Source organism: Streptomyces sp. NPDC005574, from assembly GCF_040605435.1.
Lineage (GTDB): Bacteria > Actinomycetota > Actinomycetes > Streptomycetales > Streptomycetaceae > Streptomyces.
The window spans coordinates 1-25,607 of record NZ_JBEXCW010000010.1 but is presented as its reverse complement, the minus strand read 5'-3'; the positions used below and the strand labels follow the sequence as shown (position 1 = coordinate 25,607).

At 72.8% G+C, this 25,607-nt stretch carries 22 protein-coding genes; 8 read left to right on the top strand and 14 right to left on the bottom strand.

Going from position 1 to position 25,607, the window contains the following annotated elements; translation table 11 throughout:
• Positions 1-466: 466 nt before the first annotated feature.
• The 3 genes from ABZT03_RS09845 to ABZT03_RS09835 form a co-directional block, all read right to left on the bottom strand.
• Positions 467-1,468, bottom strand: a complete 1,002-nt coding sequence (locus ABZT03_RS09845) for an NAD-dependent epimerase/dehydratase family protein (protein WP_356036037.1) — start codon at positions 1,466-1,468, stop codon at positions 467-469.
• Between the two features lie 105 nt (positions 1,469-1,573).
• Positions 1,574-3,013 carry a HAMP domain-containing sensor histidine kinase gene (locus tag ABZT03_RS09840; RefSeq protein WP_356036035.1) on the bottom strand — a complete coding sequence of 480 codons (1,440 nt, stop codon included), beginning with the start codon at positions 3,011-3,013 and terminating at the stop codon, positions 1,574-1,576.
• Positions 3,010-3,768 (bottom strand): response regulator transcription factor, encoded by a 759-nt coding sequence (locus ABZT03_RS09835; protein WP_356036032.1) that lies wholly within the window; start codon positions 3,766-3,768, stop codon positions 3,010-3,012. The genes ABZT03_RS09840 and ABZT03_RS09835 overlap by 4 nt, the downstream gene beginning before the upstream one ends.
• A 90-nt stretch (positions 3,769-3,858) precedes the next feature.
• On the opposite strand from ABZT03_RS09835, the gene ABZT03_RS09830 reads away from it, so the two are divergent.
• Genes ABZT03_RS09830 through ABZT03_RS09820 form a run of 3 tightly spaced genes read left to right on the top strand, consistent with a single transcriptional unit; the run spans position 3,859 to position 6,397 of the window.
• A complete protein-coding gene (locus ABZT03_RS09830; RefSeq protein ID WP_356036029.1) occupies positions 3,859-5,196 on the top strand; it encodes a ferredoxin reductase family protein in 1,338 nt (445 codons plus the stop codon).
• An 18-nt stretch (positions 5,197-5,214) separates the two neighbouring features.
• Positions 5,215-5,658, top strand: coding sequence for an FMN-binding protein (locus ABZT03_RS09825; RefSeq protein ID WP_356036026.1), 444 nt, complete (start codon positions 5,215-5,217; stop codon positions 5,656-5,658).
• Between the two features lies 1 nt (position 5,659).
• Entirely contained in the window at positions 5,660-6,397 is a 738-nt protein-coding gene (locus tag ABZT03_RS09820) for an FAD:protein FMN transferase (RefSeq protein WP_356036023.1), read from the top strand.
• Positions 6,398-6,481: 84 nt separating this feature from the next.
• Here the strand turns inward: ABZT03_RS09820 and ABZT03_RS09815 are convergent, their stop codons facing one another.
• Entirely contained in the window at positions 6,482-8,602 is a 2,121-nt protein-coding gene (locus ABZT03_RS09815) for a glycosyltransferase family 39 protein (protein ID WP_356036020.1), read from the bottom strand.
• A 272-nt stretch (positions 8,603-8,874) separates the two neighbouring features.
• Here ABZT03_RS09815 and ABZT03_RS09810 point away from each other — a divergent pair, with 272 nt between their 5' ends.
• From ABZT03_RS09810 to ABZT03_RS09800, 3 genes are read left to right on the top strand one after another with little or no spacing between them, the layout of a single operon-like run.
• Positions 8,875-10,005 (top strand): ABC transporter ATP-binding protein, encoded by a 1,131-nt coding sequence (locus ABZT03_RS09810; protein WP_356036017.1) that lies wholly within the window; start codon positions 8,875-8,877, stop codon positions 10,003-10,005.
• Positions 10,002-10,718 (top strand): ABC transporter permease subunit, encoded by a 717-nt coding sequence (locus ABZT03_RS09805; RefSeq protein ID WP_356036014.1) that lies wholly within the window; start codon positions 10,002-10,004, stop codon positions 10,716-10,718. Before ABZT03_RS09810 ends, ABZT03_RS09805 begins: the two co-directional genes overlap by 4 nt.
• Complete coding sequence (locus ABZT03_RS09800) at positions 10,715-11,383, top strand: ABC transporter permease (protein ID WP_356036012.1); 669 nt, start codon at positions 10,715-10,717, stop codon at positions 11,381-11,383. The genes ABZT03_RS09805 and ABZT03_RS09800 overlap by 4 nt, the downstream gene beginning before the upstream one ends.
• 303 nt (positions 11,384-11,686) lie before the next feature.
• Here the strand turns inward: ABZT03_RS09800 and ABZT03_RS09795 are convergent, their stop codons facing one another.
• Genes ABZT03_RS09795 through ABZT03_RS09780 form a run of 4 tightly spaced genes read right to left on the bottom strand, consistent with a single transcriptional unit; the run spans position 11,687 to position 15,804 of the window.
• Complete coding sequence (locus tag ABZT03_RS09795) at positions 11,687-12,331, bottom strand: ATP/GTP-binding protein (protein ID WP_356036009.1); 645 nt, start codon at positions 12,329-12,331, stop codon at positions 11,687-11,689.
• A complete protein-coding gene (locus tag ABZT03_RS09790; RefSeq protein ID WP_356036007.1) occupies positions 12,279-12,695 on the bottom strand; it encodes a DUF742 domain-containing protein in 417 nt (138 codons plus the stop codon). Before ABZT03_RS09790 ends, ABZT03_RS09795 begins: the two co-directional genes overlap by 53 nt.
• Before the next feature lie 32 nt (positions 12,696-12,727).
• Positions 12,728-13,204: a roadblock/LC7 domain-containing protein gene (locus ABZT03_RS09785; RefSeq protein ID WP_356036004.1), complete on the bottom strand. Its 477-nt coding sequence runs from the start codon at positions 13,202-13,204 to the stop codon at positions 12,728-12,730.
• A complete protein-coding gene (locus ABZT03_RS09780) occupies positions 13,201-15,804 on the bottom strand; it encodes an ATP-binding protein (protein WP_356036001.1) in 2,604 nt (867 codons plus the stop codon). Before ABZT03_RS09780 ends, ABZT03_RS09785 begins: the two co-directional genes overlap by 4 nt.
• A gap of 360 nt (positions 15,805-16,164) precedes the next feature.
• On the opposite strand from ABZT03_RS09780, the gene ABZT03_RS09775 reads away from it, so the two are divergent.
• The gene (locus ABZT03_RS09775; RefSeq protein WP_356035998.1) at positions 16,165-17,124 is read left to right on the top strand and encodes an ABC transporter substrate-binding protein; all 960 of its coding nucleotides are present in this window, start codon (positions 16,165-16,167) and stop codon (positions 17,122-17,124) included.
• A 45-nt stretch (positions 17,125-17,169) separates the two neighbouring features.
• A complete protein-coding gene (locus ABZT03_RS09770; protein ID WP_356035995.1) occupies positions 17,170-18,651 on the top strand; it encodes an aromatic amino acid ammonia-lyase in 1,482 nt (493 codons plus the stop codon).
• Positions 18,652-18,679: 28 nt separating this feature from the next.
• On the opposite strand, the gene ABZT03_RS09765 is transcribed toward ABZT03_RS09770, so the two are convergent.
• The 6 genes from ABZT03_RS09765 to ABZT03_RS09740 all read right to left on the bottom strand — a co-directional run bounded on the left by ABZT03_RS09765 (position 18,680) and on the right by ABZT03_RS09740 (position 25,205).
• Positions 18,680-20,080, bottom strand: coding sequence for a glycoside hydrolase family 43 protein (locus ABZT03_RS09765; protein WP_356035992.1), 1,401 nt, complete (start codon positions 20,078-20,080; stop codon positions 18,680-18,682).
• A 198-nt stretch (positions 20,081-20,278) separates the two neighbouring features.
• Positions 20,279-20,896, bottom strand: coding sequence for an ATP/GTP-binding protein (locus tag ABZT03_RS09760; RefSeq protein WP_356035989.1), 618 nt, complete (start codon positions 20,894-20,896; stop codon positions 20,279-20,281).
• A complete protein-coding gene (locus ABZT03_RS09755) occupies positions 20,883-21,245 on the bottom strand; it encodes a DUF742 domain-containing protein (RefSeq protein ID WP_356035987.1) in 363 nt (120 codons plus the stop codon). The genes ABZT03_RS09760 and ABZT03_RS09755 overlap by 14 nt, the downstream gene beginning before the upstream one ends.
• 1 nt (position 21,246) lies before the next feature.
• Complete coding sequence (locus ABZT03_RS09750; protein ID WP_356035985.1) at positions 21,247-21,678, bottom strand: roadblock/LC7 domain-containing protein; 432 nt, start codon at positions 21,676-21,678, stop codon at positions 21,247-21,249.
• 11 nt (positions 21,679-21,689) lie between these two features.
• Positions 21,690-24,011 carry a nitrate- and nitrite sensing domain-containing protein gene (locus tag ABZT03_RS09745; protein ID WP_356035982.1) on the bottom strand — a complete coding sequence of 774 codons (2,322 nt, stop codon included), beginning with the start codon at positions 24,009-24,011 and terminating at the stop codon, positions 21,690-21,692.
• A gap of 186 nt (positions 24,012-24,197) precedes the next feature.
• The gene (locus tag ABZT03_RS09740) at positions 24,198-25,205 is read right to left on the bottom strand and encodes a substrate-binding domain-containing protein (RefSeq protein ID WP_356035980.1); all 1,008 of its coding nucleotides are present in this window, start codon (positions 25,203-25,205) and stop codon (positions 24,198-24,200) included.
• Positions 25,206-25,607: the final 402 nt, after the last annotated feature.

The following is a 25,607-nucleotide window of genomic DNA, read 5'->3' as shown; positions in this document are numbered from 1 at the left end:
GCGGCCGTCCTCCAGCCCGTCGACCCCGGCCGGTTGACACGCACCGCCCATGCGGCCCGGGCGCCACAGCCGTGAGTAGGACACCCCGAAGCCGCCGGGTCGGGCGTGCGGTCGGCGACCGCCGGGGGTGGCGCCGCCGGCTCGCGCGGGGGGAGGGGCGTGATCGCCCTCGCCGGCCCGGAGCGCGCGCTCGCCGGTCGGCGTTGCCTGCCGGAGCCGGGCAGGGGTGCCTGTCCGGCCGCGTGCGGATGCCCGGCCGAGGGCCGGTGCGCGGCCGGTCGGGGTGCGGGCCGGCGTTCGCCGGGTGAGCGGTTCCGGGGCCGGCGACCGCGGTGCGGCCGGCTCGGCCGGACGGGTCGCGCCCCGCCGACCGTGGGGCCGTCGGCTTCGGCCGGAAGGCCGCGCCCAGTCGGCGCCGGCGCCCGTCCCGTGTGGCGCCGCCGGCCCAACTCCCCTGGCCCCCGTGTCAGTTCGAGGCCAGCGAGGCGTGGGCGAACTCGCGCATTCCCTCCTCGAACGCGATGCCCGCCTTCCAGCCGAGGTCGGCCCGCAGGCGGGCCGAGTCCGCCGTGATGTGCCGGACGTCCCCGAGGCGGTACCCGCCGGTGACGACGGGCTCGGGGCCGCCGTACGCCGCGGCCAGCGCGCGGGCCATCTCGCCGACCGTGTGCGGCTCGCCGCTGCCGGTGTTGTACGCGGTGAGCGTGCCGTCGGGCGAACCGGCCTCCAGCGCCGCCACGTTGGCGGCGGCCACATCCCTGACGTGCACGAAGTCCCGCCGCTGGCCGCCGTCCTCGTAGACCTGCGGGGCCTCCCCGCGGGCCAGCGCCGAGCGGAAGAAGGAGGCGACGCCCGCGTACGGGGTGTCGCGCGGCATGCCGGGCCCGTACACGTTGTGGTAGCGCAGCGACACCGCCGTGCCGCCCGTGGCCCGCGCCCACGCGGCCGCCAGGTGCTCCTGGGCGAGCTTGGTGGTGGCGTACACGTTGCGCGGATCGACCGGGGCGTCCTCGGCCACGAGCCCGGGGGACAGGTCGGCGCCGCAGTGCGGGCAGGTCGGCTCGAAGCGTCCGGCGTCCAGGTCGGCCACGGCCCGCGGCCCGGGCCGCACCACCCCGTGCCGCCCGCACGTGTACCGCCCCTCGCCGTACACCACCATCGATCCGGCCAGCACCAGCCGCCGTACGCCCGTCCCGGCCATGGCGGTGAGCAGGACCGCGGTGCCGAGGTCGTTGCGGGACACGTACTCCGCCGCGTCGGCGAAGCCGGCGCCCAGGCCGACCATCGCCGCCTGGTGGCAGACGGCGTCCACGCCGGCCAGGGCACGTCCGACGGCGCCCGGGTCGCGCACGTCGGACCCGGGGCGGGCCCGGACGTCGTAGACGACGGGCTCGTGCCCGTGTGCCTCCAGGGCCCTGACGATGTGACTTCCGATGAACCCGGCACCGCCGGTGACCAGTACACGCATGCGCTCACGCTAGGGCCGGACGGGGCCGGGGACCCCGGGCCGCGCCCGGCACGTCACCGGTCCGTAAGACCTGGCCCGCCCGCCCACCGGCACCCGGTCGGCGGGTCAGCCGGTGAGGGGGAGGGTCACCGTGAACACGGTGCTGCCCGGGGCGTCGGACAGCGCTATCGTGCCGCCGTGCGCGCGGACCAGGGCGGTCGCGACCGCGAGACCCAGGCCGCTGCCCCCGCGGTCGCGGCTGCGGGCCTTGTCGACGCGGTAGAAGCGGTCGAAGACCCGCTCCCGTTCGGCGGGCGGGATGCCGGGGCCCGCGTCGGCGACCCGCACCAGGGCCGCGCCCGGCCCGGCCGTGACGGCCACGGACACCGCCGTGCCGGGCGGGGTGTGCACGGCGGCGTTGGTCAGCAGGTTGTCCAGGACCTGCCGGACGCGCTGCGGGTCGAGGCGCAGCCGCAGCGCGCCGGGGCCGTCCGCGACCGTCAGCGGATGCTCCGGATGGCTCGCGCGGAACGCGTCGGCCGCCTGCTCGACGAGGTCCGTCAGGTCCGCCTCCTCCGGCCGCAGCGGGGTCTCCACCTCGGCGGCGTCCAGGCGGGCGAGCAGCAGCAGGTCGTCCAGCAGGACGCCCATCCGCGCGGCCTCGGCACGCAGCCGGGCCAGGTGCCGGTCCCGTTCCCCGGGGGCGTTGGCGGCGGCGTACTGGAAGAGGTCGGCGTACCCCCGTACGGACATCAACGGCGTCCGCAGCTCGTGCGAGGCGTCGGCGACGAAGCGGCGCAGCCGCTGTTCGGCCGCGGCGCGGACCGCGAGGGAGTCGTCGATGTGCTCCAGCATGGTGTTGAAGGCGGTGCGCAGCTCCTCCACCTCCGGGCCGCCGCCGGGACCGTCGGCGCGCAGCGGGAGCCGGGCCGCGGACTCGGACAGGTCGTGGGAGGCGATGCCGTGGGCGGTGTGCGCCATGTCGCTGAGCGGTTTGAGGCCGCGCCGCAGCATCCGCCGGCCGAGTACGACGAGCACCAGCAGCGCGAGACCGAACGCGACGACCTGCACGGTGATCAGCTGCCGCACCGTCGCGTCGATGTTCGCGGTGGGCGCGGCGCTGACCAGCACCACGCCGGGTTCGACCTCGCAGGCCCGCAGCCGGTAGGTGCCCTCCCCGTCGATCGTCGCCACGCGGGTGAGCTCGGTGCCCGAGCGCGCCATCGTCTCGGCGAGGGCCGTGAACGCGCCCGTGTCGGCGGGGACTTCGGCGGGGGTGCGGAGGGCGGCCGCGGTGCCCCGTACGTCGTAGACCGCGGTGTACCAGCCGTAGTAGGGCTGCCGTCGGACGGTGCCGTGCGCCTCGGCGTCCTTGGACTGCACGACCTGGACGAGCTTCAGCTGCTGCCCGAGCTGGTGGTCCAGGTAGTCGCGCATGTACATGGTCAGCGCGGTGCCGACCACGGCGAACACCGCGAGGGACAGCACGCCGAGGCCGAAGGCCAGCCGGGTGCCCAGCCGCAGCCCCCGGTACCTCCGCCACAGCCGGGCCGGCCGCCCGGTCACCCGGCCGCCTCCCTGACCACGTACCCGAAGCCCCGGACGGTGTGGATCAGGGGTGTCCGGCCCTCGGCGGGCTCGTCGAGCTTGCGGCGCAGCCGGCTGACGACCAGCTCGACGACGTTGGAGCGGCCCCCGAAGCCGTACTCCCACACGTGGTCGAGGATCTGCGCCTTGGTCAGCACGGTGGGGGACCTGCGCATCAGGTAGCGCAGCACCTCGTACTCGGTCGGGGTGAGCGTGAGCAGCCGCTCGCCGCGCCGCACCTGGCGGGTGTCCTCGTCCATCGTCAGGTCCGCGACCCGCAGCACGGAGCGCGGGAAGCCGGGTCCGGCACTGCGCCGCAGCACGGTCCGCAGCCGGGCCATGAGCTCCTCCACCGCGAACGGCTTGACCAGGTAGTCGTCGCCGCCGCGGGTCAGGCCCGCGACCCGGTCGGCGACCGTGTCCCGGGCGGTGAGGAACACCACGGGCACCATCGTGCCGAGGGCGCGCAGCCGGTCGAGGACGCCGAAGCCGTCCACGTCCGGCAGCATCAGGTCCAGCACCACGATGTCCGGGCGGAACTCGGCGGCCAGCCGCAGCGCCTCCTCGCCGGAGTTCGCGGTGGCCGCCTCCCAGCCCTCGTAGCGGGCGACCGTGGCGACGAGGTCGGCGATCGGCGGGTCGTCGTCCACGACGAGGAGGCGTACTTTGTCCACCCGCTCATAGTGCTGCACAAGCCTCCCGGCACCAGGCCCGCTGACCGGGCACGCCCACATCGATAACCACTTGAAAGATAAATGACAGCGGAACGACAGCTTCGGCGAGCCAAGCTCGTACCCCGGACCCGATCAAGGAGCTGCCGTCCCGTGACGACCGTCCAGTCGCCCTCCGCGCCCCCCACGGCGATACGGCCCAGGGTGGTGGCCCGCACGGGCCTGTACGCCGTGCTGGCCGCCAACGCCGCAGTGGTGACCTTCTTCTTCACCCAGGCCGGATTCGCGTCGAACACCCTTATCGTGCTGGGCCGCCTGGCCGGCCTGTACGGCGCCCTCCTGATGGCCTTCCAGCTGCTGCTGGTGGCCCGGCTGCCCTGGCTCGACCGCCGCATCGGCATGGACCGGCTGACCTCCTGGCACCGCTGGACCGGCTTCGGCATCCTGTGGACGCTGCTCACGCACGCCGTGTTCATCACCTTCGGCTACGCCGAGTCCTCCTCCCTGGACCCGGTGAACCAGCTGGTCGACCTCGCCGAGACCGTCGAGGGCGTGCTCCGCGCCGTCGTCGCGCTGGCCGTCATCCTCGTTGTGGGCGCCGTCTCCGGACGCTACGCCCGGCGCCGTCTCGCCTACGAGACCTGGCACTTCATCCACCTGTACACCTACGCCGCGGTGGTCCTCGCCTTCACCCACCAGGTCGCCGTCGGTACGACCTTCACCTCCTCCTCCGCGGCCACCACCTACTGGTACGCCGTGTGGGGCGTCGCCCTCGGCTCGGTGGTCCTCGGCCGGCTCGCCCTGCCGCTGTGGCGCAACTGGCGCCACCAGCTGCGCGTCACGGCCGTCGTCCCCGAGTCCGACACCGTCGTCTCCATCCACATGACCGGCCGCGACCTCGACCGGCTGCCCGCCCGGGCCGGCCAGTTCTTCCTCTGGCGCTTCCTGACCCGGGACCGCTGGTGGCAGGCCAACCCGTTCTCCCTGTCGGCCGCCCCCGACGGCCGCACACTGCGGCTCACCGCCAAGACGGCCGGCGAGGGCACCGCGGCCCTGCGGCACGTGAAGGTCGGCACCCGCGTCTTCGCCGAGGGGCCCTACGGCGCCTTCACCGCCCTGCACCGCACCCGCCCGGAGGCCGTGCTCATCGCCGGCGGCGTCGGCGTCACCCCCATCCGCGCGCTGCTGGAGGAACTGGAGGGCCACGCGGTGGTCCTCTACCGCGTCGCCACCGACCGGGACGCCGTCCTCTACGACGAGCTCCGCGAACTCGCCCACGCCAAGGGCGCCGAACTCCATCTGGTGACCGGGCCGGTCAGCCCCGACAAACTGGCGCCCGCCGAACTCGGGCGGCTAGTACCGGACATCACCGACCGGGACGTCTTCCTGTGCGGGCCGCCCCCGATGATGAACGCCGTGCTGGGCAGTCTCCGCGAACTGGGCGTGCCCAAGCCGCAGATCCACTTCGAACGCTTCAGCCTGGCCGGCTGAGGGAGACGGGAACACACCGTGAAGCGAGCACTGCCCGTCCTTGTCCTGAGCGTCGCCGGCCTGGTCCCGCTGTGGCGCTACGAGCCGTCCACACAGACCTCCACCACCCAGGCCGCCACCCCGGCCCCCTCCGCGGCGGCCTCGTCGCCCGCGTCCGGCTCCGCCTCGCCGTCGTCCTCCGCGGGTTCCCCGGCCACGTCCAAGAAGGTCGTCGCGGGGTCCACGGTCAACACCGAGAAGGGGCCCGTGCAGGTCGAGGTGACCTTCGAGGGCGACAGGATCACCGCCGTACGGACGCTTCAGCAACCCGACCATCCGCAGACGACGGCGGCCGTGCCGCAGTTGGTCGAGGAGACGCTCCGGGCGCAGAGCGCCGACATCGACACGGTGTCCGGCGCGACCGTCACCAGCGACGGCTACCGCGAGTCCCTCCAGGCCGCCCTCGACGCCAGGAGCGGCTGACATGCGGCGGGTCGAGCACGTGATGGGCTTCCCGGTCTCGCTCCGGATCGACGACGAGGGCGAGTTCGGCGAGGCGGCCGACGCGGTCTTCGCCTGGCTGCGGGAGACCGACACCCGGTTCAGCCCGTTCAGGGCCGACAGCGAGGTGTCCCGGCTGGACCGGGGCGAGCTGCCGGCCGACGCCGTCGGCGAGGACCTCGCCGAGGTCCTCGGCCTGTGCGAGCACTACCGGGCCGCGACCGGCGGCGCCTTCGACGCGCGCCTGCCCGGGCGCGGCCTCGACCCCTGCGCGGTGGTCAAGGGCTGGTCGGTGCAGCGGGCGGCGGAGCTGCTCACGGCGGCCGGGGCGCGCAGGTTCTGCCTCAACGCCGGCGGTGACGTGGTCGCGTCCGGCGGGCCCTGGCGGGTGGGCGTACGGCACCCCGAGCACGCCGACCGGCTGTGCACGGTCCTGGCGCTCACCGACGGGGCGGTCGCCACCTCCGCCCGCTACGAGCGCGGCGACCACATCCTCGACGGCCGCACCGGGCGCCCGGCGACCGCGCTGCTCAGCCCGACGGTGGTGGCACCGACCCTGACCGAGGCGGACGCGGTCGCGACGGCGGCCTTCGCGATGGGCGCCGAGGGCGTCGCCTGGGCCGCCGGCCTCGACGGCTGCGAGGTGTTCGCCGTGGACGCCGGCCGGCGCGTGCGGCGCACCCCGGGCCTGCCCGTCGCCGCGGAGCGGACGGCGGCCTGAGACGCGGGCGTGCCGGGCACGGAGAGCGGCGGCGGGCCGCCGGAGACCTGCCTCCGGCGGCCCGCCGCCGCCGTGCCGGACCGCTCAGCCGACGTCGGAGGCGTCCAGGCGGTACAGGCCGCCACTGCTCGTCGAGGACCCCGAGGCGGAGGACCCCGAGGTGGAGGAACTCGACTCGTACGCCGAGGACTTGACCTCCGTGCCGTGCTTCTTCACCCAGGTGGAGATCGCGGAGTTCGTGCCCTGCCCGCCGTCGCCGGCCATGACGTAGTGCAACGAGCCGGACTTCACCAGGCTCTTGAGCTTCGCGAGGGTCATGGCGTTGTCGGAGCCCGACCAGCCGCCCATCGAGATGACCGGCTCACCGGACTCCAGGATGACCGAGGACGCGGTCTGGTCGGTGGCCACCGCCAGCAGCCAGGTGGCGCCGTCCTGGTGCTTCTTCAGATACGTGATCATCGCGGAGGAGACCTGGGAGTCACCACCCATTCCGCCGCCGCCGCCCGTCGCGTCCCCCGCGTCCGACGAGGAGGAAGAGCCGCCGCCGGACGGGGGCGTCCCCGTCTTCCGCCCGGTGCCGGTGCCGGTGCCGCCGGAGGTGCCCGGTCCGCCCGCCGCCCCGCTCGGCCGCTCACCGCCGCCCATGCCACCGCCCATTCCGCCACCGGTGCTCGGACCGGCCGTCGGGTTGGTGCCGTCGGTGCTCGACGTGGCCGCCGACACCGCGTACGCGGCGGGCCCGGCCAGCAGGGCGACGACCGCCACCAGCGCGGCGAAGCCCGTCAGCCGCCGCCGCCCCGTGAACCGCCCGGCCAGCAGCCCCGGTACGGCGACCGCACCGGCCACGGCGACCACGGTCTCGGCGACCGTGTACAGCGTTCCCGAGCCGGCGACCCGCTGGAGCAGTACGACCGCCCACACCGTGCTCGCCGCGACCGCGACAGGCAGCGCCCACCCCCACCTGAGCGCCGAACCCTCCTGGAAGGCCCGGTACAGCATGACCCCGCCCGCGCCGGCCAGGGCCGCGATGCCGGGTGCCATGGCGGTGACGTAGTACGGGTGGAAGGTGCCCTCGGCGAGGGCGAAGGTCAGGTAGTGCAGGACGAACCAGCCGCCCCACAGCAGCAGCGCCGCCCGCCTGCCGTCGGTGCGCGGCGCCCGGCCGCGCAGCACCAGGCCGGCGACCAGGGCGATCACCGCGAACGGGATCAGCCAGGAGATCTGGCCGCCCATGATCTCGTTGAACATCCGGTACAGGCCCGACGAGCCGCCGAAGCTCGCCCCGTTGCCCTGCGAGCCCACCGGCGAACTCGCGCCGAAGATGCGGCCGAAGCCGTTGTAGCCGATGACCAGGTCCCACACCGTGTTGTCGGTCGAGCCGCCGATGTAGGGCCGGGAGGAGGCGGGGACGAGGTCGACGACCACCATCCACCAGGCGCTGGAGACGACCAGCGCGACCGTGCCGACGGCGAGGTGGCGAAGCCGCCGCCCCAGGCCGCCGGGGGCGGCCCACAGGTACACCAGGAAGAACGCGGGCAGGACGACGTACGCCTGCATCATCTTCGTGTTGAACGCGCAGCCGATCGCGACCGCCGACCACACCAGCGGCGTCAGCCGGCCGGTGCGCACGGCCTTCAGCAGCGCCGCCGCGCCCAGCAGCATCAGGAAGACGAGGACGGGGTCGGGGTTCGTGTCGCGGTTGATGGCGACCGTGATCGGGGTGAGCGTGAGCACGAGCGCGGCGATCGTGCCGGCGACGGCCCCGAAGTCCCGCTTCACCATGCGGTACAGCAGGGCGACCGAGCCCGTGCCCAGCGCGACCATCGGCAGCGCCAACTGCCAGGTGCCGTAACCGAGAACGCGTGCCGACAGGCCCATCACCCACAGGGCGAACGGCGGTTTGTCGACCGTGATGAAGCTGCCGGAGTCCAGGGCGCCGTAGAAGAACGCCTTCCAGCTCCTGGTGCCGCTGTACACGGCGGCGTCGTAGAAGGAGTTGCCGGTGATGGAGGTCAGGTTCCAGGCGTACAGGGCGGTGGCCAGGACGAGCACCGCCCACAGGACGGGGCGGGCCCAGCGCGGGTCCTCGGGGGCGCCGGTGAACAGGCGCCGGGAGCGGGCGGCGAGGCCGCCGCCCGCGGAGGACGCGGCGCGGTGCCGGGAGCCGTCCCGGGCGGGCGCGGGCGGCGGGGCGAGGGTCGTCATGACGCGTACTCCAGGTGCTCCGGACGGGAAGAGGGCTGCGCCCAGACGATGGGCGCCGCGTCTGGGCGGTCCCTGAGCCTTCACTGAGGGCCGGATGAGAATCAGCGGACTCACAGGCCGCCCACAGCCGCGACCGGCGTGGACCCCGCGCGACCGCCCGCCAAGTTCCCGCAACAAACCCCGCAACACGAGCGGTCTAGACTCTCCCGGCAACGGCGTGACCGTGGCCAAGAGCGGGCAGCTTCTGCCAGACCCGAAGGGTATTCGGCGTTTTGATACGGATAGATTCAGTCACCAAGCGGTACCCGGACGGCACGGTGGCGGTCGACCGGCTCTCCCTGGAGATACCGGACCGTTCGATCACCGTCCTCGTGGGGCCGTCGGGCTGCGGCAAGACGACGACCCTGCGGATGATCAACCGGATGGTCGAGCCGAGCGAGGGCACGATCCTCCTCGACGGCAAGGACATCCTCCAGCAGCCCGTCAACACGCTGCGCCGGTCCATGGGATACGTCATCCAGAACGCCGGCCTATTCCAGCACCGCACGATCGTCGACAACATCGCGACCGTGCCCCGCATGCTCGGCTGGGGCAAGGACAAGGCCCGTGCCCGCGCCGCGGAACTCATGGAGCGGGTCGGCCTCGACTCCGCGCTCGCCAGGCGCTACCCCTACCAGCTGTCCGGCGGACAGCAGCAGCGCGTCGGCGTGGCCCGCGCGCTCGCGGCGGACCCGCCGGTTCTGCTCATGGACGAGCCGTTCTCCGCCGTCGACCCCGTCGTCCGCAAGGGTCTCCAGGACGAACTCCTGCGGATCCAGGAAGAGTTGGGCAAGACGATCGTCTTCGTCACGCACGACATCGACGAGGCCGTCAAGATCGGCACGATGGTCGCCGTGATGCGCACCGGCGGCAAACTCGCCCAGTTCGCGCCGCCCTCGGAGCTGCTGTCGAACCCCGCGGACGCCTTCGTCGAGGACTTCCTCGGCGCGGACCGCGGCATCCGGCGGCTGTCCTTCTTCCCCTCCGCCGGCCTGGAGCTGCTGACCACCCCGGTCGTCGCGATCGACTCCACCGCCGAGCAGATCGCCGCGCGGGGCACGGCCGACGCCCCCTACCTGCTGGTCACCGGCCTCGACGGCAAGCCGCTCGGCTGGAGCGAGCCGCGCGACCTGACCGCCGGACGGATCGCGCCGGAGCGACTGCTGCCGTACGGCCGCCCGTTCGTGGCCGGCACGGACTCCCTGCGGGCCGCGCTCGACTGCGCCGTCCTCTCGCCCACCGGCTGGGCCGTCGCCGTGGACGGCGAGGGCCGGGTCGCCGGAGTCGTCTCCCAGCAGACCATCGCCGAGGCGATCCGCGGCGCCCACGCCGAGGGCCGCAGCGAGGCCAAGGTCCTGAAATGAACCGCTTCTTCGACATCCCCAGCGACCTCCAGCACAGCTGGTTCGGCCTGATCGGCCTGCATCTGCGCGAGGCGCTGCTGCCGGTGCTGGCCGGGCTGGTGCTGGCGCTGCCGCTCGCCCAGCTGTGCGTGCGGTTCCGCTGGCTGTACCCGCCCGTGCTGTGGGTGACGACCGTGCTCTACGCCATCCCCTCGCTCGCCTTCTTCGTGGTCCTCATCGACTACACCGGCCAGACCGAGCTCACCGTGATGATCCCGCTGGCCGTGTACAGCCTGGTGGTGCTCGTCCCGGCGATCGTGGACGGTGTCCGCTCGGTGCCGCAGGAGACGCTGGCCGCGGCCACCGCGATGGGCTTCGGCCCCGTACGCCGGTACGTCCAGGTGCAGTTGCCGATCGCCGTGCCCGCGATCGTCGCCGGCCTGCGGGTGGCGACCGTGTCCAGCATCAGCCTCGTCAGCGTCGGCATGCTGATCGGCAACCAGGGCGCGCTCGGCAACCTGCTCAACGACGCGCAGATCTACCACCGGCCCGAACTCGCCTGGAACTCCGTCATCACGACGGCGGCCCTGGCGATGCTCGCGGACGCGGTGCTGGTCCTCGTCCGTGTCGTGCTGACCCCCTGGATGCCGAGCGGCGTCCGCCGCCCGAAGGCCAAGGACGCCCAGGCCCGGCCCGAACCGGCCGTGCCCGCCCTGGAGGACGCCGTCCGGTGAACGTACTCAACTTCGTCCACGCCTTCTTCAGCGACAGCGCCCACTGGCACGGCTACGACGGCATCCCCACGCGGGTGTGGGAGCACGTCCAGTACACCCTGGAGGCCCTGGCCATCGCCACCGCGATCGGGCTGCCGATCGGCCTGGTCACCGGCCACTACGGGCGCGGCGGCAACACCCTCGCGCTGATCTCCACCGCCGGGCGGGCGCTGCCCAGCTTCGGTCTGCTGGTGCTGATGTTCATCTGGCTCGGGTTCGGCATGACGCCGGTGATGATCCCGCTGGTCGTCCTCGCCGTCCCGCCGATCCTGGTGACGACCTACGAGGCGATGCGCTCCGTCGACCCGTCCCCGGTGGACGCGGCCCGCGGCATGGGCATGCACGAGGCGAAGGTCCTCTTCCAGGTCGAACTGCCGGTCGCGCTGCCGCTGATCCTGAGCGGGGTGCGGTCCGCCGCCATCCAGATCGTGTCGACGGCCACCATCGCCGCGTACGTCAGTCTCGGCGGGCTCGGCCGCTACATCGTCGACGGTCTCTACCAGCACAACTACGAGAAGGTCGTGGGCGGCGCGACGCTGGTCGCCGTGATGGCGCTGGCCACGCTCGGGCTCTTCTGGGCCGTTGCGCGGGTCGCGGTGTCGCCGGGGGTGCGGCGGAGCGGGTAGGCGGGCGGGCGTCCGCGGGGCTGTCGTGGTGGGTTGCGCAGTTCCCCGCGCCCCTGTGGGCCTGTCGTCGTGTGCCGCGCCGTCGTGGCTGGTCGCGCAGTTCCCCGCGCCCCTTCAAGCCGTGAGTCGTGTGCCGCGCCGTCGTGGCCGGGTGCGCAGTTCCCCGCGCCCCTTCAGGGCGTCGGGGGTCGCTGCGTGTTGTCTGCGGCTCCGTCGTGGCTTGTCGCGCAGTTCCCCGCGTCCCTTTGCGGCCTGGCTTGTCGCGCGGTTCCCCGCGTCCCTTTCGGGCCGGGGTCGGTCGGGTCAGGCGCCTGTGCGGGCCAGGGCCTGTTCCAGGACGACGAGGAGGGCGTCGCGTACCGACCCGCGCTCGCGGGCGTCGAAGACGACGAGGGGGACGCGGTCGGCGACGTCGAGGGCCCAGCGGACCTCGTCCAGGTCGTGCTCGACATGGCCGTCGAAGGCGTTGACGGCCACGGCGAACGGGATCTGCTTGTGCTCGAAGTAGTCCACGGCCGCGTAGCAGTCGTCCAGCCGCCGCGTGTCGACGATGACGAGGCCGCCCACCGCGCCCTCGACGATGTCGTCCCACATGAACCCGAACCGCTCCTGGCCCGGCGTGCCGAACAGGTACAGCTTCAGGGTCGGGTCGATGGTGATGCAGCCGAAGTCCATCGCGACCGTCGTCGTCGTCTTCGTCGGCGTGTGGCTGAGGTCGTCGACGCCCGCCGCGACCTCGGTGATGGCCGCCTCGGTGGTCAGCGGCTCGATCTCGGAGATCGAGCCGACGGCGGTGGTCTTGCCCACGCCGAAGCCGCCCGCGATCACCATCTTGACCGGCAGCGGCGGTCGTACGGCGGAGACGGGCGCGGCCGCGGTGGGGAGGAGGGCCGGTTCAATCGGTGTCACGGAGTACCCCCCGGGAGTCTGGGATGGCGCGGAGGCCATCGATGACCCTGCGCAGGACGGACGCGTCATGGGTGACGCCGGAGTCGGGCACGTGCACCGTCAGCTGTCCCGCCGCGCGCAGGTCCTCGGCGAGGACCCGCACGACGTTCAGGTGCAGCCGCAGCCGGGCCGCGAGTTCCGCGATGGACTGCGGCTGCCGGCAGGCGGCCACGATGTCGTGCTGTTCGAAGGAGAGCCGGTCGAGCACGAGGAGCCCCTCGGCGGTGGCCACCACCTGGGTCTCCACGGGCACCGGCCGGCCCGCCGCGCTGGGCGCCACCCGGCCGGCGGTGACCAGGAACGGCCGTACGGCGGAAGCGGGGCCCACCGGGTCGGGGCCCGGTGGTGGGGAGCCGTCCGCCATGAGTTGTCTTCCTCCTCGACCCTGCCGCGCGCTCAGCGCGCGGACGTGGCGCCGACGCTGTTCTTCAGCTGGAGCACGAGCTGAGGGTTGAGCGCGCTGCCGGCCCGGTTGGCGAACAGCGTCATCTCGTAGGCGATGTTGCCCAGTTTGGCCTCCTTGTCGGTGACCACGCCGAGCACGGCGCCGCTGCCGATCGCGGAGACCAGCACATGGCCGCCCTCCAGATCGATGATGACCTTGTTGAGGCCGCCCAGGCCGTAGTTGCCGGAGGCTCCGGCGGCCAGGCTGGTGATACCGGAGACGATCGCTGCCAGACGCTCGGAATCGGCGTGCTCGCGCAACTCCGAGACGGCGATGAGCAGTCCGTCGGAGGACACCGCGATGGCGTCCACGACGCCTGCGGTCTCGGTGGCGAAACGATTCAACAGCCAGGTGAAGTCGGCTGCCGCGGCCTGGAGTTCGGCCGGCGTGGTGCCTCCCTCGGGAGTGTCACCTGTCGACGTACTCACTGCTCCGCTCCTTCCGGGAGGTGGTTCTGGTCGTGCGCTTCGGGGATGGTGCGGGGGGCGGGTGCGGCGGCGCCGGCGCCGAGCGGCGGGACGGCGTTCGTGCCGGTGTCGCGGTGCGCGCGCTCGACGGCCGCCTCGAACTCGTCGAGCGAGGCGCGGACGGCGTCCGCGTCGGCGGGCCGCGGCGCCTGACGGGCCACCTGCTGGGCGGGCGCGTCGGCGGCCGTCCGGAGGGTGGCGCCACGGACGCGCCGGCGCAGCGGCCGGGACGAGCCGGGTGCCTCGCCGCCGTCACCGGGTGCCCCGGCGTCCACTGTCGCGGACGCCGTGACGGCGGCGGTGGTGGGCGGCTCGGCGGCGCGGGCCTGCGGGATGAACGGGGCCTCCTCGCGGCGCGGGACGCGGCGGGGGAGCGGCCGGACGTCGTCCCCGTCCGCGGCGGGCGTGCTCGCCGGCAGGGCGGGCGCGGGTCCCCCCTCGGTGTGGTGGACGGGCGCGGGGTCGTCGTCGGCGGTGGCCCAGGACGGGACACGTCCGCCGGTGGGGACCGGCCGGGCGGGTGGGGAGACCTCCGCCGGGTCGGGCTGTACGGCCCTGCGGCTGTCCGGCGCGGCGGACACGCCCACCGGGCTCATCGTCAGCAGCAGGGAGGACGGGATGGTCACCTCGGCCGTCACACCGCCGCCCGGGGTGCGGGAGAGGACGACCTCGACCTCCCAGCGGCGCGCCAGGGTGCCCACCACGAACAGACCGAGCACCTTCGTCGGCACCAGGTCGAGGCGCTCGCGGCGCACCAGCCGGGCGTTCTCCTCGGTCAGCCGCTCGGCGCTCATGCCCAGGCCGTGGTCGGAGACCAGGATCAGCGCGCCCTCGGCACTGTCCTTGACGGTGACCTCGACGGGGCTGCCGGCCGGGGAGAACGACACGGCGTTCTCCAGGAGTTCGGCCACCATCAGGGTGAGGTCGCCGATGATGTCGGGCTCCACCATGACCTCGGTGGCGGCGTGCAGCCGAACCCGCTGGAAGCCCTCGATCTGGCCGAGCGCCGCCCGGACCACGTTGGCGAGTTCGGTGGGACCGGAGTCGAGCACCGTCTCGTGGATGCCGGCCAGCAGCATCAGACTGTCGGCGTTGCGGCGCAGCCGGACGGCGATGTGGTCGATGGAGTAGAGGCGTTCCAGCAGCGCCGGGTCCGTCTCCCCGCGCTCGACCGCGTCGATCAGCGCCAGCTGCCGGGTAGTGAGGTTGCTGACCCGGCGGCCCACGTTGCCGAACATCTCGGCCACGTTGCGGCGGCTGAGCACCTGGCGTTCCAGCAGGGCGGCCGCGGTGGTCTGCACGTGGTTGAAGGCCGTGGCCAGGTCGCCGATCTCGTCCTCGGCGGTGACCGGGACCTCGCGCAGCCTGGGCGGCCCCTCGTCCTCGCCGTCCTCCTCGGCCACCCTCGCCAGCTCGCGTCCGGCGACCTCGGCGACCTGCCGGGCGGCGCCGGTGAGCGCCTGCACGGGGCGTACCACCGAGCGGCGCACCAGCACGGAGAAGGCGATCCAGACGGCGAAGCCGAACAGGGAGACCGCCAGCAGCAGCCCCGCGCGCCAGGAGGCGTCCTCGGAGGCGTCGTCGGCCCGGTCGGCGATCGCGCCGATCAGCGACGTGGTGATCGTCAGCCGGGTGTCGGACTGCTTCTGGTAGGTGGGGTAGGCGTCCAGGGCCTCGGTGAACGCCCGCCGGACCTGCTCGGGCGAGGTGGCCTGCAGTCCGCTGGGGTCGAGCTGGAGCTCCGCGTAGTGCTGGGCGATGGCCGCCTGCGCGAGGTTGTGCTCGATGCCGCCGAGCCGGTCCGTCTGGGCCTCGGTGGCGAACCGGCCGAACCGGGTGGCCTGGTGGGTGTACAGCTCGTACGACGCGACCGCGTTGTTGTATTCGATCAGCGCGTTGGTGTCGCCGGTGCGCGCCGAGAACACGCTGGTCTCGAAGGAGCTGTGGGCCGCGTCGGCGCGCAGCAGGGAGTCCAGCAGGTTGCCGGTGAAGGTGGCCGCGAGGGAGGAGTTGCGGTCGAGCCCCAGACCGTCGATCAGCCCCTCGGAGGCGTTGGTGTAGGCCGGGTCGATGTTGTCGGCGGGCAGATAGCCCTGTTCGATCGTGTCCCGCAGGCTGTCCAGGCCGCTGACTTCCTTCAGGGCCTGCGCCTCGGTGGCCGGCAGCCGTCCGCCGAAGGTCTCGCGCACCTTGAGCACCTGCGCGTCGGTGGACAGTTGCGCGGCGCGGTAGGCGGCCTGCGAGGGGGTGCCGCCGTCCTGGGTGGCCTCGTACCGCACGGACAGCAGGATGGCCTGCTGGTGCTCGGCCTCCACCCGGTCGACGAGTTCCGCGACCTGGGCGCTGTCGCGGACGAGCCGGGCCGCGTCGTCCGCGGTGGCCGACTGGCCGACCTGGTCCGCGATGAGATAGCCGAGCAGCGCGGCGACCACGGCCAGCGGAATGCCGACCAATAGGTTGAGCTTGCGGCGGAAGGGCCATCGGTCGGCGAAGCCGCGCAGACCGCCCCGGCGTGGCGTGGGGGCCGACTGGGCGGACGCGTCCACTCCGTTCGTGGACACCGGGCCTCCTTCATGAGGTGCCGCACGGCGCTCGAACGGGCCACCGTGACTGGTTCTGATCGAAGTTCGCATCAAGTCCGCAATGGTGCGCAATGGCACCCGAGCGGCCCCCGCACACCGCTGTGACCGACGCCAACTGCGGTGAGACTACCGCTTCTTCGAACGATCAAGCGCGTCGCCCTACGTCAAGAATCCGTTACAAGGCGCTTGCACGGCGTGTCGGCTTGTCCGCACTTCCTTCACATGTGATCACACATTGAAGCCAATTGGTGACCAGGCTGCTCTTGACTGCCCGGGAACCGGCTGGATTGGATCAGTGCAAGAGCTTGTCAACCCCCCCTCGAGCCCGGAACGGGAATCGTGACTTCCAACAGCCCTCGCAGCAGGTACATCAGGCAACATCCCGGCGCGGCCGCCTTCGCGCTCGCCGCCACGGCGGCCCTGCTGGCGGGATGTTCCTCCTCCGACGGCAACTCCGACGACCCCCTCGCGAACGACAAGGCGAGCGGTGACACCGTCGTCGTCGGCTCCAACAACTTCGCCGAGAGCACCCTCATCGCCGACATCTACGGCGAGGCCCTGAAGGCCAAGGGTGTCAAGGTCACCTACAAGCCGAACATCGGCAGCCGCGAGACGACCTACGGTCTGCTCAAGAACGGCTCCATCACCGTGCTGCCCGAGTACAACGGCGCGCTGCTGGCCTACCTCGACGCCAAGGCCACCCCGAAGACGGTCGCCGCCACGACGGCCGCCATCGAGGCCAAGCTCGACTCCAAGCTCACCCTGCTGGAGCCGGCGTCCGCGCAGGACAAGGACTCCGTCACCGTCAACGCGGCCACCGCGAAGAAGTACAACCTGACGGCCCAGTCCAGCATCGCGGACCTCAAGAACATCGCGAAGGACCTGTCCATCGGCGCCTCGCCGGAGTTCCAGACCCGGCAGCAGGGTCTGGTGGGCCTCAAGGACGTATACGGCCTGGAGTTCAAGTCCTTCAAGGCGCTGGACGCGGGCGGCGCGCTGACCCAGACGGCGCTGAAGAAGAACACCGTGCAGGCCGCGGACCTCTTCACCACCGACCCGACCATCGTCAAGGAGAAGCACGTCGTCCTCCAGGACCCGGAGAACCTCTTCGGATTCGAGAACGTGCAGCCGCTGGTCTACAAGAGCGGTCTCTCCCAGGACGGCGTGACCGCCCTCAACGCGGTCTCCGCCAAGCTCGACACGAAGGCCCTGCTGGACCTGGACTCCCAGGTGCAGATCGACAACAAGGACCCGCTCGACGTCGCCAAGGCCTGGCTGAAGTCGGTCGGCCTCGGCTGACGTCCACCGACCTCGGTGGAGACGGACGCCGACGGATCGACGCGGGTGCCCCCACGCACCGGGGGCACCCGCGTCGTCCTGGACGGCACGACTCTTGGGATCGGCGCCCTCGTGGCGCTCGCCGACGGCGCCGCCGAGCCCGAGGTGGCCCCGGAGGCACGTGAACGGGCGCAGCGTTCCTGGCGCACCGCCCAGCGGCTCGCCGCAGCCGGCCGCCTGTACGGGCGCGGTACCGGCGTCGGCGCCCACCGCTCGGTGGCGGTCGACACCCAGGACGAGGCCGGACACGGCCTCAGGATCCTGCGCAGTCACGCGGGTGGTGCGGGCGCCCTGCTCCCGGCCCGCCAGGCACGGGCCATGCTCGCCGTGCGTGCCAACCAGTTGCTGGCCGGTGGATCCGGCGTCCGGCCCGCCTTCGTCGACGCCCTCGCCGACGCCCTGCGCCTCGGTGTGCACCCCGCCGTCAACGAGTACGGCGCGGTCGGCACCGGCGACCTGACGGCCCTGGCCCAGACCGGCCTGACCCTCATCGGGGAACGCCCGTGGCTCGGCGACCCCGCGAGCGGCCTGCCCGCCCCCGTCGCCCTGGAGCCCGGCGACGCGCTCGCCCTGCTCAGCAGCAACGCCCTCGCCCTCGGCCAGGCCGCGCTCGCCGGCCACGCCCTCGACACCCTGCTGCGGGCCTCGCACGCCGTCACCGCCCTGTCCCTGACCGCCGTCTCCGGCTCCCTGGAGGCGTACGCGGCGCCCGTCCACGCCCTGCGCCCCTACCCGGGCGCGGCCCGCGCGGCGGCGGAGGTCCGGCGGCTGCTGGGCGCGTCCGACCCGGGCCCGCTGGCCGGGCCCGTCCCGGAGCCCGGCCGCCGGCTCCAGGACCCGTACGGCTTCCGCGCCTTCCCGCAGGTCCACGGCTGCGCCCTGGACGCCGCCGAGGGGCTGCGCCGGATCGTCGAGGTCGAGATCAACTGCCCCTCGGAGAACCCGCTCATGGCCCCCGACGGCAGCGCGGCCTTCCATCACGGCGGCTTCTTCGCCGCCCCCCTCGGCCTCGCCCTGGACGGTCTGGACCTCGCCGTGCTCCAGAGCGCCCAGTTGTCCGCCGCCCGCCTGACCGCGCTCGGCCGGTCCGACCTCACGGGCCTGCCCGCGTTCCTCGCCGTGGGCCCCGCGAGCAGTTCGGGCGCGATGATCCTGGAGTACACCGCCGCCTCCGCGCTCGCCGAGCTGCGTTCCTGCGCCCAGCCCGCGTCCGCCGGCCACACCGTCCTGTCGCACGGTCTGGAGGAGGCCGCCAGCTTCGCCTCGCAGGCCGCCCGGCAGGCGCTGCGCGCGGTGGACGCCTACGGCACCGTCCTGGCCTGCGAACTCGTCACCGCCGTACGGGCGTTGCGCATGGTGCCGACACCGCCGAGGACGCCGTCGTTCACGACGGCGGCCGCGGCCCTGCCGGCCGGTACCGAGGACCGCCCGCTGACGGCGGACGTCCAGACGGCGGCCGAACTGCTGCCGGTGCTGGCGCAGTTGTAGCCGGCCTGCTCCCAGCGAGAGGCCCTAGCTAGTACCCGATCTGGAAGGTCGCGTCCTGCTGTTCGGTGGCGGTGGAGACGGGGTCGATGCGCAGGGCGTAGTTCAGGTGCCGGATGTAGCGGGTCGGGAAGTTGTACGAGCGGAACGACGACCAGGAGGCGTCGGCCAGCCCGGCGGTCCGGTAGAACGTGGCGTCCCCGGCGAAGGCGGACGTGCCGTCGTTCTCGTCCAGCCGCAGGTTGTAGCTGTAGTGCCGCAGGTGGCGGGTCGGGTAGTTGACCGACTGGAAGGACACGCCGGCGGAGTCCGCGAGGCCCGGCACGAGTTTCCACTGCGAGTCGGTGTAGGGGTCGAAGGGGTACTCGTCGATGCGTCCGGCGAAGTCCGCGTGGCGGATGTAACGGGCCGGGTGGTTGTAGGACTTGAGCCGGTTCCAGGCCGGGGCGCCCCACTTGGCGACCAGGGCGGTGTACTCGGCCGAGGTGATCGGCTGGATCGTGCAGTGCTTGGAGTTCAGCGGCTGGGTGTAGAGGCGCTGGTCGAGCGCGGTCCAGGTGCCGGACGCCAGGTCGCCGCTCTGCCAGGCGTAGAAGACACCGTTGGGCGTGTAGGTGTCGCCCCACAGGTACCAGGTGCCCGCCGCCGCGGACTTGACCAGCGTCGGTGCCTCGGTGCCGCCGTGCGCGGCGGGTGTGCTGAAGACGGTGAAGCTGCCCGGGGTCAGCGAGCTGGACCGGGCGCCCACCAGGGTCTGGTCCTTCTTGAAGTACAGGTAGTTGACGCCGTTCACTCCGACGGCCAGGTCGCCGTCGATGACGTCGTAGCCCGGGTCGAAGAACACCTGCGGACTCACCGCCGTACGGAAGTCGGTGGTGTAGCTGACCATGATCACGTTGTGCCCGCTGCTGTTCACCGACGAGTAGAGAATGCCGTACTGGCCGCGCGAGGCGTCCCAGAACGCCTCCGGGGCCCAGCTGTGGGTGCCGGTCATGTCGTGCAGTTTCAGCAGGCGGTAGCCGGTGAAGGTACGCAGGTCGGCGGAGTCCCACACGTGGACGTAGACGCTGTCGTACGTCCAGTCGGTGCCGTTGAGGTCGGTCGCCAGTACCACGAAGGTGCCGTCCTGTCTGCGCAGGATGAACGGGTCCCGCAGCCCCTTGGCGCCGAGCGTGGGGGTCACCACCGGGTTGTTCTGGTTCAGCGGTGTCCACCGCAGACCGTCGGCGCTGACGGCCAGGTGCAGGCCGTAGTCGGCGCCCAGTCCGTTCGGGGATTCGGTGAAGTAGCCCATGACGTAAGCCGAGTCGGCCGCCTGAGCGGGGGTGGCGCCGAGACCCAGCGCGCCCGTCAGGGCCAGCGGCGCGGTCGCGGTCATACCGAGGAACAGACGGCGCGAGGGCTGCGGGCCGGGCTGCGGTGTTGCGCTCATGTGCTCTCCAACGGGTGCGGGTGACACGCTTCTTGAGGGATGCGGCGGGCGGGGATCGCCGATGATGTCGATATGTCGAACAGGGTTCGACAAGTCGGTCAGAAGCTAGGGAGGAGTCGCACAGGGGTCAATCGCACGGGCGGCCTTGGCCGGAATCCACCGTTCACTGAGGTGCTTACCGTGCGTTCCCTGTGTGGATCAGCCGGGCCGGCGGGTGAGGTCGTCGCCCGAGCCCGCCCGGCCCGCGGCCACGATCAACTGGTCGACCAGCGCGATCAGTACGTCACGGCAGGACCCGCGTTCCCGCGCGTCGCACAGCAGCACCTGCACGTGCTCCGGCAGCGCCAGCGCGTCCCGGATCTGCTCGGGCGGGTAGGGGTGGCGTCCGAAGAAGCCGTTCACCGCGACGACGAAGGGGATGCCCCGGCGTTCGAAGAAGTCGACCGCGGCGAAGCTGGTCTCCGGCCGCCGGACGTCGATGAGGACCACCGCCCCCAGCGCCCCGATCGCCAGGTCGTTCCACATGAACCAGAACCGCTGCTGTCCGGGCGTACCGAACACGTACAGCACCAGGTCGTCGGCGATGGTGATCCGGCCGAAGTCCAGGGCCACGGTGGTGGAGCGCTTCCCCTCAATGCCGTCGAGGTCGTCGACGCCCAGGCTCGCGACGGTCAGCGACTCCTCGGTGCGCAGCGGGGCGATCTCGCTGACCGACCCGACCATCGTGGTCTTGCCGACACCGAAGCCCCCGGCGATCAGGATCTTGACCGTGGCGGGTGCCGTGACCGCCTCGGCGGTGGGGTCAGAGCCGGTCAAGGCCGTCCCTCACTTTCTGCAGCAGGTTCAGGTCCCGTTCGGGGTCGCGGTGCACCGGATGCGGCGGGGTCACCGTGATCCGGCCCGCCTCCAGCAGATCGCACAGCATGATCACGACCACGCTCACCGGCAGGTCGAGGTGGGCGGCCAGCTCCGCGACGGCCACCGGCCGCGCGCACTGCCGGAGGATGCGCGCGTGCTCGGGCTGCGCCCGCACGGCCCACTGCGGCGGCGGATCCACCGCGGTCACCGTCGCGATGAGCGTGAAGTCGGCGCGGCTGGGCCGGGTCCGGCCACCGGTCAGGGTGAACGGCCGTACCAGCCGGCCCGACGGGTCGCCTCCGCTCACCTCACGCGCCGGAACCGGCCGCGGGGCCGATGCCCGCCCGCGGCGCCGCGGCGAGGTGCTCGCCGATCTTCTTCACCAGCATGTTCATCTGGTACGCCACCACACCGACGTCCGCGCCCGGCCCGGTCAGCACCACCAGGTGCGAGCCGGCCCCGGCCGAGGTCAGGATCAGGTAGCTGTTCGCCATCTCGATGAGCGCCTGCCGCACCGGACCACCGCGGAAGTCCATGCTGACGCCCTTGCTGAGGCTCATCAGCCCGGACGCGGTCGCCGCCAGCCGCTCGGCGTCGTCGCGCAGGAACCCCGTCGACTTGCTGACGACCAGCCCGTCCTCGGAGAGCACGACGGCCTGGTTCACGTCGGCGACCCGCTCGACGAGGCCGGTGAGCAACTGGTCGAGCTGGGTGTGCGTGGCGGGGGCGGGAGGTGTCATGGCGGTGTCCTTCACGAGCGGTCGGCGGGCGGGGTCGAGGGGACTGCGGTGGGGGCGGAGTCGGCGGGGACCACCGCGCCGTCGTCCGGCGGCGCGGTGGTTTCCTCCAGGTCGTAGCGCTCCGGGGCGTCGTCGTCACGCGCCCGCAGCGTGCCGCGCTGGAACCCGGCGAGCGAGGAGGCGGCGCGTTCCGCGGTGAAGTCCTCCAGGGTGTCGTCCTGTTCGGGCGGCGCGGCCTCCTCGCGCAGCTCGGCGGCCAGGCTGGTCTGCGGCACCCGGCGGGGGAGCGGAGCGGGGCCTTCGTCCCCGGCGGCGGGCGCGGGGGCCGCGGTGTCGGAGGTCCGCGCGGGCACGGCCGGCCGGGCCTCCGGCGCGGGTTCGGCCTCGGGGGCCGGTCCTCCGGGCACCTCGCGCACCACGATGTCGTGCGGGAGCAGCACGATCGCGGTGGTCCCGCCGTACGGCGACGGGCGCAGCGTGACGTCGATGCCGTGCCGGGTCGCGAGCCGGGCGATCACGAACATGCCGAGCCGCAGGTCGTCGGCCAGCGCCACCACGTCGAACTGCGGCGGCTGGGCCAGCTGCGCGTTGAGCGACGCGTAGTCCTCCTCGGACATCCCGAGGCCCCGGTCCTCGACCTCGACGGCCAGACCCCTGGCGACCGCCGCGGCCCGCACTCCGACCGGGCTGGGCGCCGGGGAGTACACGGTCGCGTTGTCGATGAGCTCGGCCAGCAGATGGATCACGTCCGCCACCGCCGGCGGGGCGAGATACAGGTCCTCGCCCGTCTGCACCTCCACCCGCCGGTACTCGGCGACCTCCCCGACCGCGCTGCGCAGGATGTCGATCAGCGCGACCGGCTGGGTCCAGCTGCGGCGCGGCTGCTCACCGCTGATGATGACGAGGTTCTCCTCGTAGCGGCGCAACTGGCTTGCCGTGGAGTCCAGTTCGTACAGCCCCTTGAGGACGTCGGGGTCCTGGTGCTCGCGTTCCAGCGCGTCGAGCTTGGTGAGCTGGAGGTTGACCAGGTTCTGGCTCTGCCGGGCGATGCCCAGGATCACCTTCTGGAACCCGCGCCGGGTGTCGGCGAGTTCCACCGCGGTGTGCACCGCCGTGCGCTGCGCGGTGTTGAACGCCTGGGCCACCTGGCCCAGTTCGTCCCGGCCGTAGTCCAGCGGCGGGGTGGCCTCCTCCACGTCGACCGTCTCCCCCCGGTCCAGGCGGGCCACCACGTCGGGCAGCCGCTCCTGGGCGAGGCCGAGGGTCGCCATCCGCAGCCCGTGCAGCCGCCGGGACAGGGACCGGGTGATCCGCCAGGACATGCCCACGCACAGCAGCAGGGCGGCCAGTCCGCCGGCGCTCAGGGAACCGGCCGTCACCAGCAGGCTGTGGGCCCGGTCCGAGCTGTCCGTCAGCAGTCGCGAGGTCTGGTCCTGGATCAGCCGCGTGTACTGGGCGGACACCGTCGCCAGCGCGGCGTTCCACCGCTGCCGCAGGTCCGGCAGGATCACCGCCTTCGTGTCGCCGGCCGCCCGGGCCGCCAGCACCTGGTCCTCCACTTCCTGGATCGTCTGCCACTGCGGGCTCTGCAGGATGCGCTCGGTCTGCGTCTTCGCGCCGCCGCGCAACTGCGGCAGGATCTGGTCCTGCACCAACCAGCGCCGCGTGTCGACCAGTTGCGTGAACCGCGTCCAGGACTTCTCGTCAAGCCGGCCCGTCGGCCAGGCCAGGGTGAGCTGCGCGTCCTCCTGCGAGACCAGCTCCGCCGCGTGCTCCAGGGCGACCAGCGGGCCGGCCTGCGAGGTGAGGTCGCCGTCGTCGACCTGCGACAGCCCCTGGAAGGCGTGGATCTGGTCGTCGATGATCGACGTGTACTGGTCCAGTGCCTGCTGGGCGGTGATGTCGGTGGGGGAGTCCACCTGGCCCCGGTAGTACTCCAGGCTGCCCACCGACCCGAGGACCGAGTACAGCCGGTCGGCGACGCGGCCGGGGGCCCGCTGGATCGCGTCGGAGCGGCGCACCACCTTGGCGACCGCCGCGTCGGTCCTCGTCCGCTGGGCGTCCAGCGCGGCCCGGGAGCCGCGCGGCGAGGAGGCCAGCCACGCGGCCGACAGGCTGCGTTCCCGCTGCAGCGCGAGCGTCGCGTCGGTGCCCATGGCCCCGGTCGCCCGGCTCAGGTCCGTCTGCTCGCGCAGCCGCAGTCCCTCCGCGAACATCTGTGTCGTCGTCACACCCCACATGGCGGCGAGGGTGACGCTGGGGACGAGGGCGAGGAGGATCAGGGAGAGACGTATGGAGCCGAGACGGCGGCGGGCGCCTGTCCGTGGAGACATCGTCGTCCTAGTGCGGGGAGCGGCGGGCGGGGGAGGCCCGGCGGGGGAGCGGGGCGTGGCGGACGGGCGCTGGGTGACTGCCCGTCGGTACGGCGGTACGGCGCGAGGGGTGCGCAGGATGTTATCCGTACAAGTGGCCGTACGTGCGACGAGTGACCGAATCGTTGGCGAGGCCGCCGCGGCCGGTCAGCGCGTCCCGGCGGCCGCGAACCGGGCCACCGCGGCGACGTTGGTCCTGGTCACGAACGCGGGACCGGTGAGTACCGGGGCCACACCGCCGCCGCTGATGTTGCCGTTGGTCCGGTACAGCCACAGCGAGTCCACGGCGAGATACCCCTGGAGGTACGGCTGCTGGTCCACCGCGAACTGCACGGTGCCGTTCCGCACGGCCTTCACCAGGTCCTTGTTGAGGTCGAAGGTGGCGACCTGGGCCCTGCTGCCCGCCTCCTTCACCGACGCGACGGCGCCGAGCGCGAACTGGGCGCCCATCGTGACCACTTCGTCGATGCTCGTGTCCTGCCGCAGTTTCGCCGTGAGGGCGGTGTTCACCGCGTCGGTGTCGGTGCCCTCCACGTACAGCATCTCGGTCTGGCCGCCGAACGCCTTCTTCACCCCGGCGCAGCGCGCCTCCAGGGCGACGTTGCCCCGCTCGTGGATGACGCACAGGGCGTGCCGTGCCTTGAGGTCGTCCAGCTTGTCGCCGACGGCCCGGCCCGCGACGCTCTCGTCCTGGCCGAAGTACTCGAGGAGTCCCGCGGACTGCCAGGCGTCGATACCGGAGTTGAGGCCGACCACCGGGATGCCCGCCGCCTTCGCCCCGGCGACCGCGCCGCGCATCGCCTCCGGCTTGGCCAGGGTCACCGCGATGCCGTCGACCTTGTCACGGACCGCGTCCCGCACCAGTTCGGCCTGCCCGGCCGGGTCGGAGTCGTTGGCGTAGGTCAGGTCGACGCCGTCCTTGGCGGCCGCCGCCTCGGCGCCCTTGCGCACCAGGTCCCAGAAGGCGTCGCCGCGCCCGCCGTGCGTGACCAGGGCGACCTTCATCCGGGTGGTGCCCGCCTTGCCCGCCGCGCCGGCGTCGGAACCGGAGGAACCGACCGACAGGGAGCAGCCGGTCACCAGCAGGCAGGCGACCGCGAGGGCGGCGAGGCGCGCGAGGCCGGGGGATGCGTGAGGTGGGGGAGGAGTGTTCATGAGGGTGCGGCACCTCGCTGTGCGGCCGAGCCGGGAGGAACGGGGAGGGCACGGCCGAACCCTGGGAGCATGTGGGCCGACCGGTTGACTCTCGATGGCTGGGAGCCAATCGTGTGTGACCGCTGGTAGTCAAGTGAGCGGCCACCTGGAGTGAGTCGTCGCTGCCGCATTGTGATGATCTACGGGGGAGGGAGAAGGGCTGGCCTACGCGCTGCTCGCCGGGTTGGGAGCGCCACCTGAGCGCGCCCCGGGGTCCTCCCCGGCCCCGATCCCGACGGCGTACGGGCGCGCCGCCCTGCGTACGGCCGCCCGCCTTCCGCGCCGCCTCGGGTACGTCGATGACCAGGGCCCCGTTGCGCACGGTCCACGTCAGTGGCCGGTCGTGGCCGAGCATGGTGACCT